The following is a 17,225-nucleotide window of genomic DNA, read 5'->3' on the forward strand; positions in this document are numbered from 1 at the left end:
GAGGTAGCAGATTGCCTGGAGAAGGATTTGAGGAATTATAGAATCCACACGGGAGTCTTGAAACCTTAACCTCACTCGAGGCCTTGACACTTGTGGCACCCTTTTTCCAATACTCCCTATTAGGCTAATATTTATCACACACAAACGATACAGGTCTGTGCATATTGATAATTTGTCTCGCGCGCGTAACGGATATTTATGTTTAAGGGGTGACACAGGTGTCAACTCGGGAAAAAACAAGAAAAAGAATTAGGAAAAGAATAAAAAAAGAATCTAATACAAGATAAATAAAAAACTTTATCTACCTTTGGACGTTGAATATAGAAAAAACTACAATGGCAAATAATTATATATCTGATTTAACAACTCCTGAAGCGATTCAAAGGATTTGGGAAAAAGGTATTATCGTAGACGGATATAATGCGAGTTTATATCGTCAGGATTTTGCCGGAGCATGGATTTCCCGTGAAGCTTATGGAGATACCGACAATATTTTGGGATGGGAAATAGACCATGTATATCCTGAAGAACTGGGAGGTGGAAACCACATAGAGAATCTACGTCCCATGAATTGGAGAAACAACCGCAGCAAAGGAACAGACTATCCACATTACACCGCAGTTGTTACTTCCGAAGAGAACAAGAACATATACAGAGATACAGCTTGTACGGTAAGCGACGCTTTACAAACTACTTTACAAAAACTATATAATATATGATAGCACGCATTCTAATCCGGCAATTGTATGACACTTACAACTATGATATTCAATTTCCGGAAAATCAGCGCGTAACAATTATTACCGGTCCTAACGGATATGGAAAAACTACATTCTTAAAAATAATCAATAATCTACTAACCTGTAATTTTTGGTTTTTCTATCTTCTGAAATTCAAGGAAATTCAAATATTCTTCCGAAATGGAATGAATATATCCATACAAAAAAAGAGAATCGAGGCAGAAGACAACAATCGTGAAGACAGAACGCCCGCTTCACTAAAAGAAAAAGTTTTTTTCCGTTTAAACGCCAATGAAAGTGATGAAGCTTATATAGAAGAATTTTCTCTTTCTTATTCAGACATACTCCGTTTAAGGCGACAGCTCCTCCCTACCCTGTCATACAGACAGACTGAAGAATATGATATAGAAGAACTGTTAAACAAAGAATACAATATAGATTCAGATATTTCTATCTTGGAAAAAAGTAAAAATATCCGGATGTTTTTGCAAGAGCGGAAATGCTCTTTTATAAAAGAGCAACGGATTATCGCTTCTACACAACATTCCGGTTATGATGGACGAAGAAGATTATTAAATCAATTTGAAATCGACGATATTGCCGCACAACTGATAAAAGAGTTCGCAAAGCAACAAATGGAGTTCGCATCAGAAAGCCAAAAAATAGACAGCACATTCATCAAACGCTTAGTAGAAGGAACATATAATAAATACAAAGAGGCAGAATTTCAAGAAAAGCTATCAAAATTAAAAGCAAAAATCAACAATTACAAAGAATACGGATTGATGCCCCAAATTGATATTCTGGAAGAATATCCCGAACATTTACAAAATGTGCTCTCACTCTACATTGATGATATGGAGCAAAAAATGTCTTCATTTGATAAATTCTATAAGCAACTTTCCCTTTTTGACCGTTTTGTCTCAGGCAAAGTCCTTTCAAATAAGAAAATCAAATTAAATGAAGTCAAAGGGGTCAGCGTAATAAACGATAAAGGGGAAGAAGTTCCACTCCGCAAATTATCCAGCGGAGAGCAAAATTTGATTATCTTGTACTACAAATTGGCTTTTTCGACTGATATGCGTACCGTATTGCTAATTGATGAACCCGAAAACTCATTACACATGGCATGGGTCAGCCAAATGCTTGAAGACTATCAGAAAATGGCAGAAGAATTAAAATGCCAAATTATTATAGCCACCCACTCCCCTGCTTTCATCAACGAACATTGGGATATATCCTGTGACCTATACACAAACAACGAAGAGAACAACCATGCAGAATTTGCAGAGTGTAAATAATCCTATAATAACAGCCAACCAGTATCTGCTGGAATGGAAGACGCCTTCAAAAGCTCACAAGACATTAATCTTGGTGGAAGGAAAAGACGACCGAGAGTTCTACTATAAATTCTTTCAAGATTCGAATAGCGAAATTAAAACAAGTGGCGGTTGCGGAGCTTTTAGAAAAGTCTATAATTGCCTGCAAGGAAAGATAAAGAATATTGCCATCAAAGACAGTGATTTTGCCCGTTTATGCCACATTTTTCCCACAGAGGATAATATCTTTTACGCTGATGCACACGATTATGAAATGATGTGCCTGAAAAACGAAAGCACCCGTCAGGAGATATTTGAAAATCTGGCTATAACATACAATGAAGATTTATGGAAACAAATCTTTCAAGAACTAAATATTCTTTCCTATTTTAAATGGTACAACTACTGTGAGCATTTAAAATATAATTTCAAGACATTTAGCGTTGAAGGGCTTTCTTCCGAGCAATTAAAAGATTTCGAATATATACATACACAAATTCTTCCGAAATCCAATCCAAACAGAATTATTACAGCTAATGACATTGAATCATTTCAAAGAGACCACTCCCCTTGTTGTGAATATGAACTGACTAATGGACATGATTTCATAAAACGTTTCTGCCATCATCTCAGAATCAACGACTTAATCCATAGGCAAGAAAACGAAAATAGCATTCGGAACAGATTGCACCCATGTTTCCGCTTAGAGGCATTCGTTCAAACGCAATTATATCAAGATATATCGGATTGGGAGAATGCCAATGGAAGCAATATATTGAAAAAACCAAATTAGTATAATAAATGGATACCCCTTCTATTTTCTAACTTGACGCACTTTGTTAGCTGACGTACTTTTGTGCATTCCTCATAAAAAGGGTGACATTAGTGTCATTCCAAACAAAAAACAATTAGGAAAAAATGGAATTCATTTCTTTAGCAATAAAGAAACAGAAACATATGGGTTTACAAAAAAAAGAATGTTCAAATACACCAATTCACCCACTAATGACAAGCAGCGACTTTTTAGTACTTATCACTATTCTATTGGCCATTGTTTCTACGGCAATAGCTAATAATAAAATGATTTGGATTTACAAATTCAGCAGATTTTCTATCATAACATACATTCTTATAATGATAGCAATCAACTATTTCATCTTTTTTCCGTGGTATGAGCAAAGAGGAATATACATTGAACGCCTCATGATAAAAGGAAGCCCCATGGCTGCTACATGGGGGTATATACTATCACTTGTTTTCATTTTTCTGTTGATATGGAAAATAGCAATCTACAGACATTTTCCTTCTTCAAACAAAGCCAAGTTAATCAGTTATTATAAAAGTCTTATCAATTCCAATATCAATGTACTAACAGAGTATCTACAAACATATCATTTGGAAGAAATAGAAAAACTTATCACTAAGATAAATAAGAGTTATAATGAACAAAACAATGCCCTCCAAGAAGAATCTCCATGGAATGATGAACAGCCAACAAAAAATAAGTTACAAAAAAAGAATACACCTATTGAAACTGCTATTTTTAACGAAGTGATTTTGAATAAGACTTTTGTCATAAAGTCAGTAGAACACGATTCCACCTTCTTTTTGAAATGTGTACATCGCTGCATAAATGCTAATATTGTAGGCTTCAAAAATGTAGTAGAGGTTTATTTCAGAACAATGATACGGCAAAAAAACTCCCACTTATTAGAGGGTTTGAAAGGCCCCCTCAATTATAAAGGAAATCAGGATATCGAATATCGTTTGGACGATTCCCCCTTTTTGACACTCTTGTTTACAAAAACTGAATTTGTATATAATTTGGAGGTATTTAGAGCTTTTGGAGAAGAAGCGTTTAGGGAATCATCCTTGGGGAACTCTATATTTTCAGAACAGACAAATGAATGGAGAGATAATAAATACCAATCAACAGCCGTATTTCAGTTCTTGCGTTTTACTGACATTTTTATCAGAAGACTGTTGCTGTCTATAAAAAAGGACAACAAACCCCAAGACCCCTATCTCAATCTTTACTATTTTAAAATGATATGCTCTAATCTGATAGAGAATCATACGATACACTATGCCAACAGCTATGCTGAAAAGTATGTAAACGATGTTGTTCACAACATAAACACCTGGATACACGTCATGGAAAAACTACGTATCAACATTTTTGAAGTTCGTCTTCTAAAGATTTACGCACAGCTGGCAGAAGAGTTGGCAGAAACGCCCAGATTAGAAAATTTTGGCATAGAAATGGCCTCCAGATTTTTAACCGATTTTCTTTCTATTGAACAGCGAGAAGCTATTCATATTCAAAAATTGCAGAAAAACGAACAAACCTCATTGATAACCAATGTTTATATTGACTTTATAAAAAAAATTGCAGAAAACAAAAAAGACATTTACAAGAAAGCTTGGAGAAAAGTGGATAAAATCAAGTATCCCAATTCCCTTTTTATGACCGAACTTTCAGATCTTCTTGGGGAGGAACAAGAGTAAGCATTTTAACTTTTATCTCTGATTATAGATATTGTTCTCAAAGCAAGAGTGCCCACTATTTTTGAGGTGAGGGGATATAACTGATATGCCAAAGAAATCTATAACCAACAAAGTATCTCGACCGACTTATGGAAAGGCATATACCACTTCAAAATAGCTTACTTACTATTAAATTCAATAGAGGGCCATTTTCTCCCTCAATCTGCCACAAAAATATTATAAAGCTGCAAAATTGTACTATAACAAGAAAAAAGACATCTCTACAGAAATCTGAAAATGCTTGGAGAAACAGAAATGCTTCGGCTTGTACAAGCTGCGCAATGTTGTACTGAAAGAGAATATGTAGACTACAATCCCCCACAAAAAGCACATCGTTCAACTGACTGGGAACGTATGGGAGGATATACGGCAGATGCCAAAAGTAAGAATTATCTGGAGGATGAAGATCTGGCATAAAAGTAAATATCCGTAAGTACTCAAATCAAAGTTCAAAACTAAAAAAGCACCTTCACCGCAATGTTAATTATCATAATTACATATAGCTGCCCCAATAAAAAAGACTATTCTTTCATTAGCGTAGCCTAAATAAAAAACAAGAAAAAGGATTAGAAAAATCGAAAGCAAATACAATGAATCCATTTGTCAGATTTAAGAAAATCAAGCAAAATATCGGAGGTAATACAATAAAAATATTATCCAATGTAGCTTGGGCCATGGGTGGTAAAATTGTAAACATGGCAGGGACTCTATTGGTAGGTATTCTTGTAGCAAGATATTTAGGGCCAGAACAATATGGCCTAATGAATTATGTTATTAGCTATGTATCAATATTCAGTGTCTTGTCTACCTTTGGCCTAGACAACATCGAAATTAGAGAATTATCCCGTAAGCCTGAAAACAAAAATATTATATTAGGGACTTGCCTACGCATTAGAATTGTATGTTCTACCATGGCATTTTTAGTAATTCTGGTAACACTAATGATATTTGAAGCAGATCGTTTTACGGCATTAATGATTATTTGTTATTCGTTGACCTTGTACTCGAATTGTTTCAATTTAGTCCGGAATTATTTCACATCTATTGTCAAAAACGAATATGTTGTAAAATCCGAAATAGCAAGAACCATCATAGGGGCATCTATAAAAATAGTTCTCCTTCTTATAAAAGCCCCTTTAGAATACTTTATCATTGCTACATTGTTTGATACCTTCCTCGTTGCAAGTGGTTATTGCTTGTCATACAAAAAAACAATAGGGAACATATCGTTATGGAAATATGACAAATCAATAGTACCCTATTTCTTAAAACAATCTTTCCCTTTAGTCCTTTCAGGTGCAGCTGTAGTAATATACCAAAAGATAGACCAAGTAATGATAGGCAATATGATAGATAATGAATCCGTTGGATATTTTGCAACAGCCGGCAAATTTCTTGATTTGACTCTATTTCTTCCAACTGTCCTAACCCAAACAATAACTCCACTCCTTGTTAAAGTAAGAGAAACCGGCACAAAGGAGGAATACGAAAACAAGAAAAAAGCTTTTGTAAGCATAACAGTTTGGATTTCAATCCTACTTGCATTATTCACTTCAGTTTGCTCGCATTGGCTAATTTATTTGACATTCGGAGAAAAGTATTCATTAGCTGTTCCAATCCTTCAGATATTAGCTTGGAAAACAATTGGGATGGCATTATCATCATCGGCAGGCCAAATAATAATAATGGAAGGGTTGCAGAAGTGGGCTTTCATCAGAAATATGTTAGGTTGCTTTATTTGTATTGGCTTGAATTACATACTTATACCTAAATATGGAACTATTGGGGCTGCTTATGTTACTATAATTACGCTCATTTTTAGTGGGTGTTTAGCTAACATTCTGATTCCGCCTTATTACAATGTTTTTAAGATTCAACTCTATTCAGTTGTTTTTGGCTGGAAATATTTGTTTCGACTAAATTTTAAATAACAGAATGAAGTCATATTTAGGTTATTCAGCAGACGCTCAAGTTCGCTACAGTGCCACATCCGGAGGTGTTGGCAGTGCATTTTTAAAATGGTTGTTCGATAAAGACATTATACAGTCTGCCATTTCTTTTAAGTTCAACAATCAAACATTAAGATATTCTCCTTTAATAATCCATTCTTATGACGACTATGAAATAAGCGGATCTATATATCAAGAGATAGACTTAATAGATTTTATTAAAAAGCATATAAATGAGATAAAAGGTGATTTTGCATGCTTTTGTTTACCTTGCCAATCAAGGGGCATACGAAATATAGTAGAAAAGAAGAACCATAAAGTAATAATTATAGGGCTTACATGCTCTTCACAGCAAACAATTGAAGCAACAACATATCTATTGCGGAAAAAAGGCATTGACATAAACAATATCAAAAAACTGCAATACAGAGGCAACGGATGGCCAAGCAGCATTCAAATAGAAACAAACAATTCTAAAAAGATAGAAATACCCAATAATAAATCTATATGGACTGAGATTTTTCATTCACGTTTATTCATTAGACCGAAATGCTTTATGTGCAAAGATACATTGAACAAAAATTGCGATATCGCCCTTGCTGACCCTTGGCTACAAGATTGTATAAAAACTGAAACTATAGGAAAGACTTTAGTCACTTGTTTTTCTATGATTGGAGAAGCATATTTGGCACAATGTCGTGATGACACCTATATATTTTTATCAAAAATTGATTTTAAACAAGTCATAGCCTCCCAGAAAGGAACCATAGATAGAAAAGCTAAATACAACGCCAATCCTCATAAGACAAAACTATTTAGAGCTATTTGTCAAAACAATTGGTATCGATTTCTAATATTAAGATGCGGAATGCTATATTTTCACAATAAAATAAGAAATCTATTTGAGGGCTATTTTTTGAAGTGACTGTGACAAATAAACAAGATTATCAGTAAACAAAATTCTCATATCACAACAGAATTAATGAAAGAAAGAATCAGATGGATTGATAATGCAAAAGGCATATGCGTTTTTTGTGTTTTGTTAGCACATTGCAAACTACACCACCCATATATACAGATGGTATATACACCGTTTTTTCTAACAATGTTTTTTTTCCTTTCCGGCTATTTATATAGATGTCGTACGTTTAAGGAAGATATTTTCAAATTGACAAGAACATTGATTATTCCATATTTTCTATTATGTTTCCTTATTCTTTTCATTGGAAAAGATAACTGGGAATCTGTACTTAATGGAAATTTTGAATTGGTAGCACACCGTACATTAAGGATTCTATATGGATATGATTTGTGGTTTGTCTCTTGTTTAATAGCAGTCCAGTTATATTATATATTATTGTATCATGTTTATATGAAAAACTTAAAATATAAGATATTAACCGCAATTGCGTTATTGCCATCGGTCTATCTTATAAAAAATACAGACTCGCAAATGATGCCGTATTACTGTGATATCGCACTATTTGCTTTATCTTTCTTCATTTCTGGAAATGTTTTCAAAGAATTAACTTCAAGATATAAAATAAAAACATATTCTAATAGTGCTATTGGAATTGCCATACTACTATGTTACATCTTTATAGCATTAGTTATGCAATTGAATTTAGATATGGAGTTTCATTTTGCTTATAATTATTATTCTTCCCCTGCTTTTTTCATCATATTGTCTCTTTTGGGAATGTTTACAATATACATAATTTCCAATTTATTTCCTTTAAGTTTTCTGGAGAAAATAGGAAGAAATTCATTAGTATTTTTTGCATTTAATGGAAAAGCCTTGGCATTAACCATGCTTTTGTTTAGACACATAAATAGTATTTATGATTGCCAATACTTGTCAGCATTCATTATATGTATTGTACAGTCATTTATATTATTAGGATTTTCAAAAATAATAAATACATATGTTCCATTTTTAATAGGTAAGCAAAAAAATGAAAATTCTACTTTTAAATCAACCAGTTTATAATAGAGGGGACGAAGCTGCACACCGTAGCTTAATTCGTACTATAAACAATAGTATTCCCAATGCACTGATAACAATAGTACTTGAAAATATAAAAGAAGGTACAATAGAGCAAATACGTGTCGATAACCCCAATAATACTTATATCAATATTAATACGGATATAGGTTATCGTAAATCACGTATTTTTTCAATTTGCAGCAATCTTATGATTGTGAGTTTTCTAATTCGTTCGAATAGAGTCTTAGCAAACTATATTAAAGAATCTGACATTGTTATCTGTGCACCCGGTGGCATTTGCTTAGGCGGCTTCTATAATTGGTCGCATCTTTATATTATGAAACTTTGTAACTACTTAGCAAAACCAATAATTTATTATTCACGCTCTATTGGACCTTTCAATCCTCAAAATATACTTCAGAAGTTTTTTTGTTCAAAAGCACAAACTGTTCTAAAAAATGTAGATTTCCTATCTTTGCGTGATGCGAAAAGCATGGATCTTGCTGATACGCTGTCTATTTCTTATATTAAAGCAATTGATTCTGCTTTTTTGGATGTCCCCAATGTCAAGGCACCTGATAGTGTAAAATCCAAGGTAAGCTCTAAGCCATACGTAGTCTTTGTACCTAATCAATTGACATGGCATCCGACCTTTTGTAATATGACTCAAGAATCAATTGACAAAAGCTATCTGAAAATGATAGAGATAATTGCATGTAAAACAGATTATAATATCGTTATGCTGCCTCAATTATATCTATCCAACAAGAGCGATTATGAATATTTTAAAAGACTTCAGCATCTGTCGAAATATTCATCACGAATAATCGTCTTATCCGATACCTATAGTTCTGACATTCAACAATCGATTATCCGAAGTGCCCAAATGATTATAGGAGCCCGCTATCATTCTATCATTTTTGGTATAAACAATTTGATTCCTGTAATTGCATTGAATTATGAGCATAAAATAGCAGGAACATTGGATATTTTAGAAATCAAACGCCGTTCTTTGGATTTTAACTCAAAAGAAGCCATTCTAAACTTTGACTATAAAGAATTCGAACACCTTATAATAAGTGAACAGCCTTCCAAAGATGAACTGAAAAAATATGCAAAAGCAGCTCATCAAATAGCAAAATCTTGTTTCAACACTGCTTTTAATGTTATATCAAAATGCAACTCGTAATTCTGTATTCAATACTGTGCATAATTATATTCCTTGTATCAGTATTCTTATTCAAATGTAAGGCCTCTTTTTGCTACATCCTTTCAGTATGGACATTTTCGTCAATTTTCTCTGTGATTTTTTATATCGAGTCACAAAAATACAACAATATTACATTAATGCCCTATATATTTTTCGTTCTGTGCCTTGCTATTTCTTGTATACCATTTAATTGTTTTAATGATAAAACAACAGTCATTGAAATCAAGAATAAAATGATATTTGAAAAAGTAATTACTTTTTTTTGTATCATATCTATTCTTCCCTTTATAGAGAATTTCATCCATATATTGAATACTTATAATTTTGACAATTCAAGTCAATTAGCAGATATTTATGCCGAGAAAATGTCTGGTGATTTAGATAAAACAAAAGTAATTAATTGGTATTCTCCAATAGGAAAAATCTGTAATTCAATTAATCTCAAGTTTCAATATTGTTCAATGTTTCTACTTTTCTTATATATTAGCACAAGAAATATAAACAAATACAAATTGACTGCTCTAATAATAGGATGTATAAACCCAGTTCTTTATACACTATCACTTTCTGGACGTTCTGCTGTGGTTTTTACTTCATTAAATGCCGTATTATCATTTTTCTTATTACGCAATTATATACAAGATAGAGAAATTTTGAAAAAAATTAAAGTGTTTTCTCTTATAATCTTTTCATCTTTTATTTTACTTTTTGCGATTATGACGATAGCAAGGTATAGCACAAACGAGGGAGCTCAATCAGTTTCAATATTGGGTTGGATTTCATTATACGCAGGAGAAGGCACTTTAAATTTCAATGAATACATGTGGCATACTAAAGCCTATACAGAAGGTGATAATTGTTTTGCTTTCTTTAAAGATGCTATCGGCCTCGACACATTTGTCGATTTGTTTAAGAGACGTAATTACTGGGGAGCCAAAACCGGTATCTCGCCCAGCATTTTTTATACATTTATAGGAGATATCTTTTCTGATTTTGGTTTTCTTACCATCCCATTTATTCTCACTATTTCATTTATACTTATTAGGAGAATCTATAGAAAAAGGATAGTATCATCCAACCACTTATATTGGCTTTATGTATGGGGTATGCTTTGTATTACCGGTTTTACATGCTATACTTACAAAGTTTATAGTGCCAGTTTAGATTTACTATGTGGCTTAATCATACTATACCTCATCAATTCACCGTTAGGTATTAATAGCAGAAAAAACAGAATTCCATTGTATCCATACAATGACAGAAAAAGAAACTAATTATGCTAATATATCCACATATAAAAACAATAAAATGAACAATAAATCAGCTCGCGTAATAGCGTTTTATTTACCACAATTTCATCCAATAGAAGAGAATAATAAATATTGGGGAAAAGGATTCACAGAATGGACGAATGTTGGAAAGGCAAAACCATTGTTTAAAGGACATTATCAACCTCGAGTTCCTGCTGATTTAGGCTACTACGATTTACGTATACCTGAAATTCGAGAACAACAAGCAGAACTGGCAAGGGAAGCAGGAATAGAAGGCTTCTGTTATTGGCACTATTGGTTTGGAGAAGGAAAAGAACTTTTAGAAAGACCTTTCAATGACGTTGTTGAAAGTGGCAACCCAGATTTTCCTTTCTGCTTAGGCTGGGCCAACCATACATGGTCTACCAGAACGTGGACATCTTCAAAAACAAAGTTTAAGCAAACAGTTATTGCTCAAATGACATACCCTGGCGACGAGGACCACATCAATCATTTTTACAAATATCTAAAAGCATTTAAGGATAAACGATATATAAAGGTTGATAGTAAACTACTTTTCGTTGTATTTGCGCCACAAGATTTTGTAGACTTCTCACATTTCAAAGAATTATGGAATAGTTTAGCCCAAAAAGAAGGTTTAAACGGCTTCCATTTTGTTGGCATAACTGAAAATTTCAGGATGCACAATGCAGAAGGGAAAGTAGTCAATATATTCTCTGACAAAAACAACACATCAAAATATTTCTACGATCACATACGTTCGTTAGGTTTCGATGCAGTAAATTCGCGAGGTACCAATGGCGCTCAAGTAAAGTCAGAGTCTCCATTAATATATTATTTAAAACGCTTTTTACAGAAGAAGCTACATATTAATTATGTGCTTAGAATAAATTACTCAAAAATTATCGAGCACTATTATGTAAAGGATGACAAAAGAGAAGATGTATATCCCACCATTATACCCAATTTTGACCGCAGTCCTCGCGCATGGAAGAATACAAATAACATATGGCATAATTCAACACCACAATTATTTGGAAAGATGGTAGAAAAGGCTTTAAACTTAATCAAAGATAAAGACTATGAACATAAGATTCTTTTTCTTCAAAGCTGGAATGAATGGGGAGAAGGAAATTATATGGAACCCGACTTAAAATTCGGGCATGGCTATATAGATGTTCTATCCAAATTAATAAATAAATGAAATGTGTTTACCTTCAAAATTAGCAGAAGATTTTAACATATGGTGTAAATGGAAAAACAAACCAATGAATTTATCGACATTCATTATGTTTTTCTTGAAATTTGCAGAATTCAGAGCTTTAGTTGATTATCGACTTAAATATACAAAAATCAAATTTCTACGATATCTTGTGCACCCAACATGCATGCATATAAATCTATATATTAGTTCCAAATCCGAAATAGGAGGAGGACTACGTTTTATGCATGGATTCAGTACTATAATTTATTGTACAAAAATGGGGACTAATTGCATTGTAAACCAACAAGTCACTATAGGATGGAATGATGGTGGAGCACCAACAATAGGAAATAATGTGTGGGTTGGTGCAGGTGCAAAAGTTTTAGGCCCTATATTCATTGGCAATGATGTAATAATCGGGGCTAATGCTGTTGTTGTAAAAGATGTGCCAAGTCATTCTATTGTTGCCGGTGTTCCTGCAAAAATAATAAAGTATAGAGTCTGTGAAAATGATTCTTGGAAAATTGCTAAGTAATCATTCAAAATATCATGTTCAATGAAAGAAGCTATTATAATAGGCTGGGTTAATCACAAGCATCCTGCTGTATGTGGTGAGACTATGAAAAATCAATTAATGATAAATAAATTGGAAGAGAATGGTATTAAATGTCTTGTAATGGATTTCTATAAATGGAGAAGCCATCCATGGGTATTGGTTAAATTATTATATGCCCTTCTTTTTCATCGTAATGCATCTTTAATATTTTGTACCTCAACACAAAATGTCTATCCAATGATGAAAGTGATGAAGACAGTGAGTTGGAAACAACACACTATTCACTGGGTCATCGGCGGAAGTCTTGGAGATAAAGTTCAAAATGGCACTTTTGACAGCAAAGTTATAGGATACATGAATTGGACCTTGGTTGAGAGTAATATAATGGTCGAACAGCTAACAAAAGCTGGTGTAAAAAATGTAATACAAGTTCCCAATTTCAAGCCCATCCCATATATGCCACAAGTAGAGAAAAGACATAATAAACTTCGGTTCGTTTTTTTATCTCGAATCATGCCAGAGAAAGGATGTGACTATATCATAGAATGCGCTAACACATTAAATAAGAAAGGACTCACGGACAAATACGAAATAGACTTTTATGGAGAAGTAGCGGAAAGTTATGAGAATGTCTTTAATAGCAAACTAACCACTTTAGCAAATGTGAACTATAAAGGTTTCTTGAATTTGCGTGAGAGTAAGGGATATGATACGCTTTCCACATACGATATGATGCTATTTCCAACCTACTGGAAAGGAGAAGGCTTTGCAGGCATTTTCATAGATGCTTTCATTTCGGGAGTTCCTATCATTGCTTCTGAATGGGCACACAATCGTCAATTTTTGAAAGAAGGAAAAACGGCACTTTTTGTACCTATACATAATACCACCGCATTAGCAGATATGATGGAAGAGTGTATAAATGGCCAATATAATTTGTCGGAAATGGCGATAGAGTGCCAAAAGGAAGCCGAAAAATACGATGTGAATAATGTGATAACTCAAATGTTATTGTCTAAAATAGAAATATTATGAGCATAATAACTATTTAAAAAGTGTAGTTCACAATCTTATCTTTTGGCTGAATCAGCACATCTATATATTGAAGAAAATTGAATCCTGCAAATTTTGAGATTACAGTACATTCTGAATACCTATAGATTATAAAATAAAAAAATGAATCCTTGCATAAACATATCTTTTTAGAATTACAATAAAAACAAACATTTATGATAACGAAGCAACTTAACAAGATATGTAAAGTATTGGTACATACAAAACTATTACCAGATACTTTTACATGCAAACTTCTATACTATAGAAAGTTTAAAAAGTGGCCTAATCTTAATAACCCACAAGATATTAATGAAAAAATGATGTGGCTACTTTTCAATTCTGACACTTCAGAATGGACAAATCTCGCTGACAAATATAAAGTAAGAGAGTTTTTAGAAAAAAAAGGATGTGGTGAGTTATTGGTCAAATTATATGGTCATTATGAAGACGTTGACGACATTGACTTTAACTCTTTGCCTAACAAGTTCGTCATTAAGTCCAACAACGGATTTGGTACAGTAAAAATTGTAAAAGACAAAACCTTATTAGATATACCGAAAACAAAAATAGAGCTCAAATCATGGATAGCTGAGCCATACGGATACCTAACAGGAGAAATGCATTATACAAAAATAAGAAGATGCATTGTAATAGAGGAACTACTCGAACAAGACCCCAAATTATCATCTTCTTTAATCGATTACAAGATATGGTGCATGAATGGTAAGGCATATAGCTGTATGTGCTGCACGAACAGAAATATTAAGAAGCATACTACAGATTATAATTACTATGAACTACCCAATTGGACTATACGAAAGGATCTTATTCCAGAACATTATCGAAATGGTTCAGTAGTGCCCAAACCTAAACATTTGGATGAAATGATAACATATGCGGAGAAATTAGCGGAAGATTTTCCACTTGTAAGAGTAGATTTATATGAGTCTAACGACAAAGTATATTTTGGAGAGATGACATTTACATGTAATGCTTGCCATATGAGTTTCTTTACAGATGAGGAATTGTTACGTATGGGAAAAGCTGTTAATTTATCAGGTTTAATCAAAAAGACAAAGTAAGAATATGAATATTGCAATTGTTGGCACAGGCTACGTAGGTCTGGTGTCAGGTACTTGTTTCGCAGAAATGGGAGCCACTGTAACTTGCGTGGATGTAGACGCAAACAAAATTAGCAAACTGAATAATGGAGAAATGCCAATTTATGAGCCAGGCCTGGAAGAACTGGTGAAACGAAATGTAGAATATGGCCGATTGATGTTCACTACCGATTTACCATCTGTGCTCGATAATGTAGAGGTAGTATTTTCTGCGGTAGGTACACCTCCCGATGAAGATGGTTCTGCTGATTTGAAATATGTATTGGCCGTAGCCAAACAATTCGGCCAAAACATCAACAAATACACTATTTTAGTAACAAAATCCACAGTACCTGTCGGTACTGCCAAGAAAGTGAAAGCTGCAATTCAGGCAGAGCTGGATAAACGAGGTGTGGCCATACCTTTCGATGTGGCTTCCAATCCCGAATTCCTAAAAGAAGGTGCTGCCATCAAAGATTTCATGAGCCCTGACCGTGTGGTAGTTGGTACTGAAAGTGAGAAAGCAAAAGAAGTAATGACAAAATTGTATCAACCTTTCTTAATCAATAACTTCCGTGTAATATTTATGGATATTCCTTCTGCAGAAATGACCAAATATGCCGCCAATGCGATGTTAGCTACTCGCATCAGTTTCATGAACGATATAGCCAACCTTTGTGAACGTGTAGGAGCAAACGTAGACCATGTGCGCAAAGGTATCGGTGCAGACACCCGTATCGGCCAGAAGTTTTTGTATGCAGGTTGCGGCTATGGGGGGTCTTGTTTTCCCAAGGATGTAAAAGCACTTATACATACAGGCATTGACAATGGTTATCATATGGAAATAATTGAAGCCGTGGAGCACGTCAATGAGAAACAGAAATCTATTGTTTATGATAAGCTAATCTCATTGATAGGTAACGTAAAAGATAAAACTATTGCTGTGCTCGGTTTAGCCTTCAAGCCCGAAACGGACGATATGCGTGAAGCTCCGGCTCTGGTCGTTATTGATAAACTATTGAAGGATGGTGCAAAGATTCGTGTATTCGACCCTATTGCAATGCCGGAATGTAAACGTCGAATTGGTGAGACAGTAATTTATACAGAAAACCTATATGATTGTGCGGATGGTGCGGATGCACTTTTACTCATGACTGAATGGCGTCAATTCCGCTTACCCACATGGAATGTAATTTCAAAGATAATGCCCGGGCGTATCATTGTAGATGGTCGTAACATTTGGAATCGAACAGAATTGGAAGAATTAGGGTATTCATATACTCGAATTGGAGAAAAATAGACTTCAAAAATGAGAAAAAAATTAAAAGTGTTCGCTGTGGCTTCCATCGGGGGCCACTGGGTGCAATTACTACGCATTGCTAAGGCATTAGAGAAAGAATTTGATGTAGTATATATGTCTACTCATGAAAAATGTGCAACTATGGTTGAAGGAAGAGTCTATTACTCAATGAACGACTTTAGCCGCTGGGATTTTTATAAGATGTTTCCTGAGCTTTTACATTCTATTTACATTATTTGCAAAGAAAAGCCTTCTATAGTAATAACAACAGGAGCAGCCCCTGGATTAGTGTGTCTGTTTGCGGCAAAAATTTGCGGTATACGTACAGTATGGATAGATAGTATAGCTAATGTTGAACATATTTCATTCAGTGGAAGAATCGCATCTAAATTTGCTTCACGTATCTACACCCAATGGCCAAGCTTGGCAGGAAATAAGGTCATTTTTGCAGGAAATATCTTTGGTTAAACTTCTAAATTATAAATTATGATTTTTGCCACTATAGGCACACAAGCCCCTTTTGATCGCTTTATTAAAATCCTCGATGAGATCGCTCCTATGTCAAACGAACTCATTATTGCGCAAACATACAAAGGAAGATATCAACCTAAAAATATTAAAACGATTGATTTTTTGGCACCTGATGAATTTGATAAATTATGTCATGATGCTCGTTTAATAGTAGCTCATGCCGGTATGGGAACTATAATTTCAGCAATGACAAAAGGAAAACCAATTATCGTATTTCCACGTATAGCAGCCTTAGGTGAACACCGAAACGAACACCAATTGGCTACATCCAAAAAAATGAAAGAACTTGGATATGCCTATGTAGCTAACAATAAAGAAGAACTAAAGGAATATCTATTAAAAAAAGACTTAAAATGCATTCATCAGCTTGGTTTAGAAGCATCCAATACTCTAATAAATAATCTTATTAATTATATCACTAGTGTCCACTAAAAATTTTTTGGTCACTAGTCGGT

General features: G+C 33.9%; 17 protein-coding genes. All 17 read left to right on the plus strand.

The features are described from left to right. Positions 1-335: 335 nt before the first annotated feature. The 17 genes from DW800_RS17530 (at position 336) to DW800_RS17610 (ending at position 17,202) form a co-directional block, all read left to right on the plus strand. Complete coding sequence (locus DW800_RS17530; protein ID WP_087332630.1) at positions 336-719, plus strand: HNH endonuclease signature motif containing protein; 384 nt, start codon at positions 336-338, stop codon at positions 717-719. Then, positions 716-2,041: an AAA family ATPase gene (locus DW800_RS17535; RefSeq protein ID WP_087332631.1), complete on the plus strand. Its 1,326-nt coding sequence runs from the start codon at positions 716-718 to the stop codon at positions 2,039-2,041. The genes DW800_RS17530 and DW800_RS17535 overlap by 4 nt, the downstream gene beginning before the upstream one ends. Further along, positions 2,016-2,852 (plus strand): hypothetical protein, encoded by an 837-nt coding sequence (locus DW800_RS17540; protein WP_117704052.1) that lies wholly within the window; start codon positions 2,016-2,018, stop codon positions 2,850-2,852. Before DW800_RS17535 ends, DW800_RS17540 begins: the two co-directional genes overlap by 26 nt. 125 nt (positions 2,853-2,977) lie before the next feature. Beyond that, complete coding sequence (locus tag DW800_RS17545; protein ID WP_117704053.1) at positions 2,978-4,567, plus strand: hypothetical protein; 1,590 nt, start codon at positions 2,978-2,980, stop codon at positions 4,565-4,567. A 294-nt stretch (positions 4,568-4,861) separates the two neighbouring features. Continuing rightward, positions 4,862-5,023: a hypothetical protein gene (locus DW800_RS17550; RefSeq protein WP_227224492.1), complete on the plus strand. Its 162-nt coding sequence runs from the start codon at positions 4,862-4,864 to the stop codon at positions 5,021-5,023. Positions 5,024-5,196: 173 nt separating this feature from the next. After that, positions 5,197-6,537 (plus strand): flippase, encoded by a 1,341-nt coding sequence (locus DW800_RS17555; RefSeq protein WP_117704054.1) that lies wholly within the window; start codon positions 5,197-5,199, stop codon positions 6,535-6,537. 4 nt (positions 6,538-6,541) lie between these two features. Then, positions 6,542-7,480 (plus strand): Coenzyme F420 hydrogenase/dehydrogenase, beta subunit C-terminal domain, encoded by a 939-nt coding sequence (locus DW800_RS17560; RefSeq protein ID WP_117704055.1) that lies wholly within the window; start codon positions 6,542-6,544, stop codon positions 7,478-7,480. Positions 7,481-7,537: 57 nt separating this feature from the next. Continuing rightward, positions 7,538-8,545, plus strand: coding sequence for an acyltransferase family protein (locus DW800_RS17565; RefSeq protein WP_087332636.1), 1,008 nt, complete (start codon positions 7,538-7,540; stop codon positions 8,543-8,545). Next, positions 8,511-9,731, plus strand: coding sequence for a polysaccharide pyruvyl transferase family protein (locus DW800_RS17570; protein WP_087332637.1), 1,221 nt, complete (start codon positions 8,511-8,513; stop codon positions 9,729-9,731). Before DW800_RS17565 ends, DW800_RS17570 begins: the two co-directional genes overlap by 35 nt. Next, complete coding sequence (locus DW800_RS17575; RefSeq protein ID WP_117704056.1) at positions 9,719-11,026, plus strand: O-antigen polymerase; 1,308 nt, start codon at positions 9,719-9,721, stop codon at positions 11,024-11,026. The genes DW800_RS17570 and DW800_RS17575 overlap by 13 nt, the downstream gene beginning before the upstream one ends. Before the next feature lie 34 nt (positions 11,027-11,060). Continuing rightward, the gene (locus DW800_RS17580) at positions 11,061-12,227 is read left to right on the plus strand and encodes a glycoside hydrolase family 99-like domain-containing protein (RefSeq protein ID WP_117704063.1); all 1,167 of its coding nucleotides are present in this window, start codon (positions 11,061-11,063) and stop codon (positions 12,225-12,227) included. A 64-nt stretch (positions 12,228-12,291) separates the two neighbouring features. Beyond that, complete coding sequence (locus tag DW800_RS17585; RefSeq protein WP_162612929.1) at positions 12,292-12,762, plus strand: serine O-acetyltransferase; 471 nt, start codon at positions 12,292-12,294, stop codon at positions 12,760-12,762. Positions 12,763-12,783: 21 nt separating this feature from the next. Beyond that, a complete protein-coding gene (locus DW800_RS17590) occupies positions 12,784-13,818 on the plus strand; it encodes a glycosyltransferase (protein WP_087332640.1) in 1,035 nt (344 codons plus the stop codon). A gap of 194 nt (positions 13,819-14,012) precedes the next feature. Next, complete coding sequence (locus DW800_RS17595; RefSeq protein ID WP_117704057.1) at positions 14,013-14,921, plus strand: ATP-grasp fold amidoligase family protein; 909 nt, start codon at positions 14,013-14,015, stop codon at positions 14,919-14,921. A gap of 4 nt (positions 14,922-14,925) precedes the next feature. Then, entirely contained in the window at positions 14,926-16,239 is a 1,314-nt protein-coding gene (locus DW800_RS17600) for a UDP-glucose dehydrogenase family protein (RefSeq protein WP_117704058.1), read from the plus strand. Positions 16,240-16,248: 9 nt separating this feature from the next. Further along, on the plus strand, positions 16,249-16,707 hold the full coding sequence (locus DW800_RS17605) for an oligosaccharide biosynthesis protein Alg14 (protein ID WP_087332643.1): 459 nt from the start codon (positions 16,249-16,251) through the stop codon (positions 16,705-16,707). A gap of 18 nt (positions 16,708-16,725) precedes the next feature. Beyond that, positions 16,726-17,202, plus strand: a complete 477-nt coding sequence (locus tag DW800_RS17610) for a glycosyltransferase (RefSeq protein WP_117704059.1) — start codon at positions 16,726-16,728, stop codon at positions 17,200-17,202. Positions 17,203-17,225: the final 23 nt, after the last annotated feature.

Origin of the sequence: Bacteroides sp. AM32-11AC (genome assembly GCF_003603515.1) — a bacterium.
Classification (GTDB): Bacteria; Bacteroidota; Bacteroidia; order Bacteroidales; family Bacteroidaceae; genus Bacteroides; species Bacteroides uniformis.

Excerpts from the sequence above, each read along its gene's own strand:
- DW800_RS17530 (WP_087332630.1), top strand. The coding sequence starts at position 336 with ATGGCAAATAATTATATATCTGATTTAACAACTCCTGAAGCGATTCAA.
- DW800_RS17535 (WP_087332631.1), top strand. The coding sequence starts at position 716 with ATGATAGCACGCATTCTAATCCGGCAATTGTATGACACTTACAACTAT.
- DW800_RS17540 (WP_117704052.1), top strand. The coding sequence starts at position 2,016 with ATGCAGAATTTGCAGAGTGTAAATAATCCTATAATAACAGCCAACCAG.
- DW800_RS17545 (WP_117704053.1), top strand. The coding sequence starts at position 2,978 with ATGGAATTCATTTCTTTAGCAATAAAGAAACAGAAACATATGGGTTTA.
- DW800_RS17550 (WP_227224492.1), top strand. The coding sequence starts at position 4,862 with ATGCTTCGGCTTGTACAAGCTGCGCAATGTTGTACTGAAAGAGAATAT.
- DW800_RS17555 (WP_117704054.1), top strand. The coding sequence starts at position 5,197 with ATGAATCCATTTGTCAGATTTAAGAAAATCAAGCAAAATATCGGAGGT.
- DW800_RS17560 (WP_117704055.1), top strand. The coding sequence starts at position 6,542 with ATGAAGTCATATTTAGGTTATTCAGCAGACGCTCAAGTTCGCTACAGT.
- DW800_RS17565 (WP_087332636.1), top strand. The coding sequence starts at position 7,538 with ATGAAAGAAAGAATCAGATGGATTGATAATGCAAAAGGCATATGCGTT.
- DW800_RS17570 (WP_087332637.1), top strand. The coding sequence starts at position 8,511 with ATGAAAATTCTACTTTTAAATCAACCAGTTTATAATAGAGGGGACGAA.
- DW800_RS17575 (WP_117704056.1), top strand. The coding sequence starts at position 9,719 with ATGCAACTCGTAATTCTGTATTCAATACTGTGCATAATTATATTCCTT.
- DW800_RS17580 (WP_117704063.1), top strand. The coding sequence starts at position 11,061 with ATGAACAATAAATCAGCTCGCGTAATAGCGTTTTATTTACCACAATTT.
- DW800_RS17585 (WP_162612929.1), top strand. The coding sequence starts at position 12,292 with ATGAATTTATCGACATTCATTATGTTTTTCTTGAAATTTGCAGAATTC.
- DW800_RS17590 (WP_087332640.1), top strand. The coding sequence starts at position 12,784 with ATGAAAGAAGCTATTATAATAGGCTGGGTTAATCACAAGCATCCTGCT.
- DW800_RS17595 (WP_117704057.1), top strand. The coding sequence starts at position 14,013 with ATGATAACGAAGCAACTTAACAAGATATGTAAAGTATTGGTACATACA.
- DW800_RS17600 (WP_117704058.1), top strand. The coding sequence starts at position 14,926 with ATGAATATTGCAATTGTTGGCACAGGCTACGTAGGTCTGGTGTCAGGT.
- DW800_RS17605 (WP_087332643.1), top strand. The coding sequence starts at position 16,249 with ATGAGAAAAAAATTAAAAGTGTTCGCTGTGGCTTCCATCGGGGGCCAC.
- DW800_RS17610 (WP_117704059.1), top strand. The coding sequence starts at position 16,726 with ATGATTTTTGCCACTATAGGCACACAAGCCCCTTTTGATCGCTTTATT.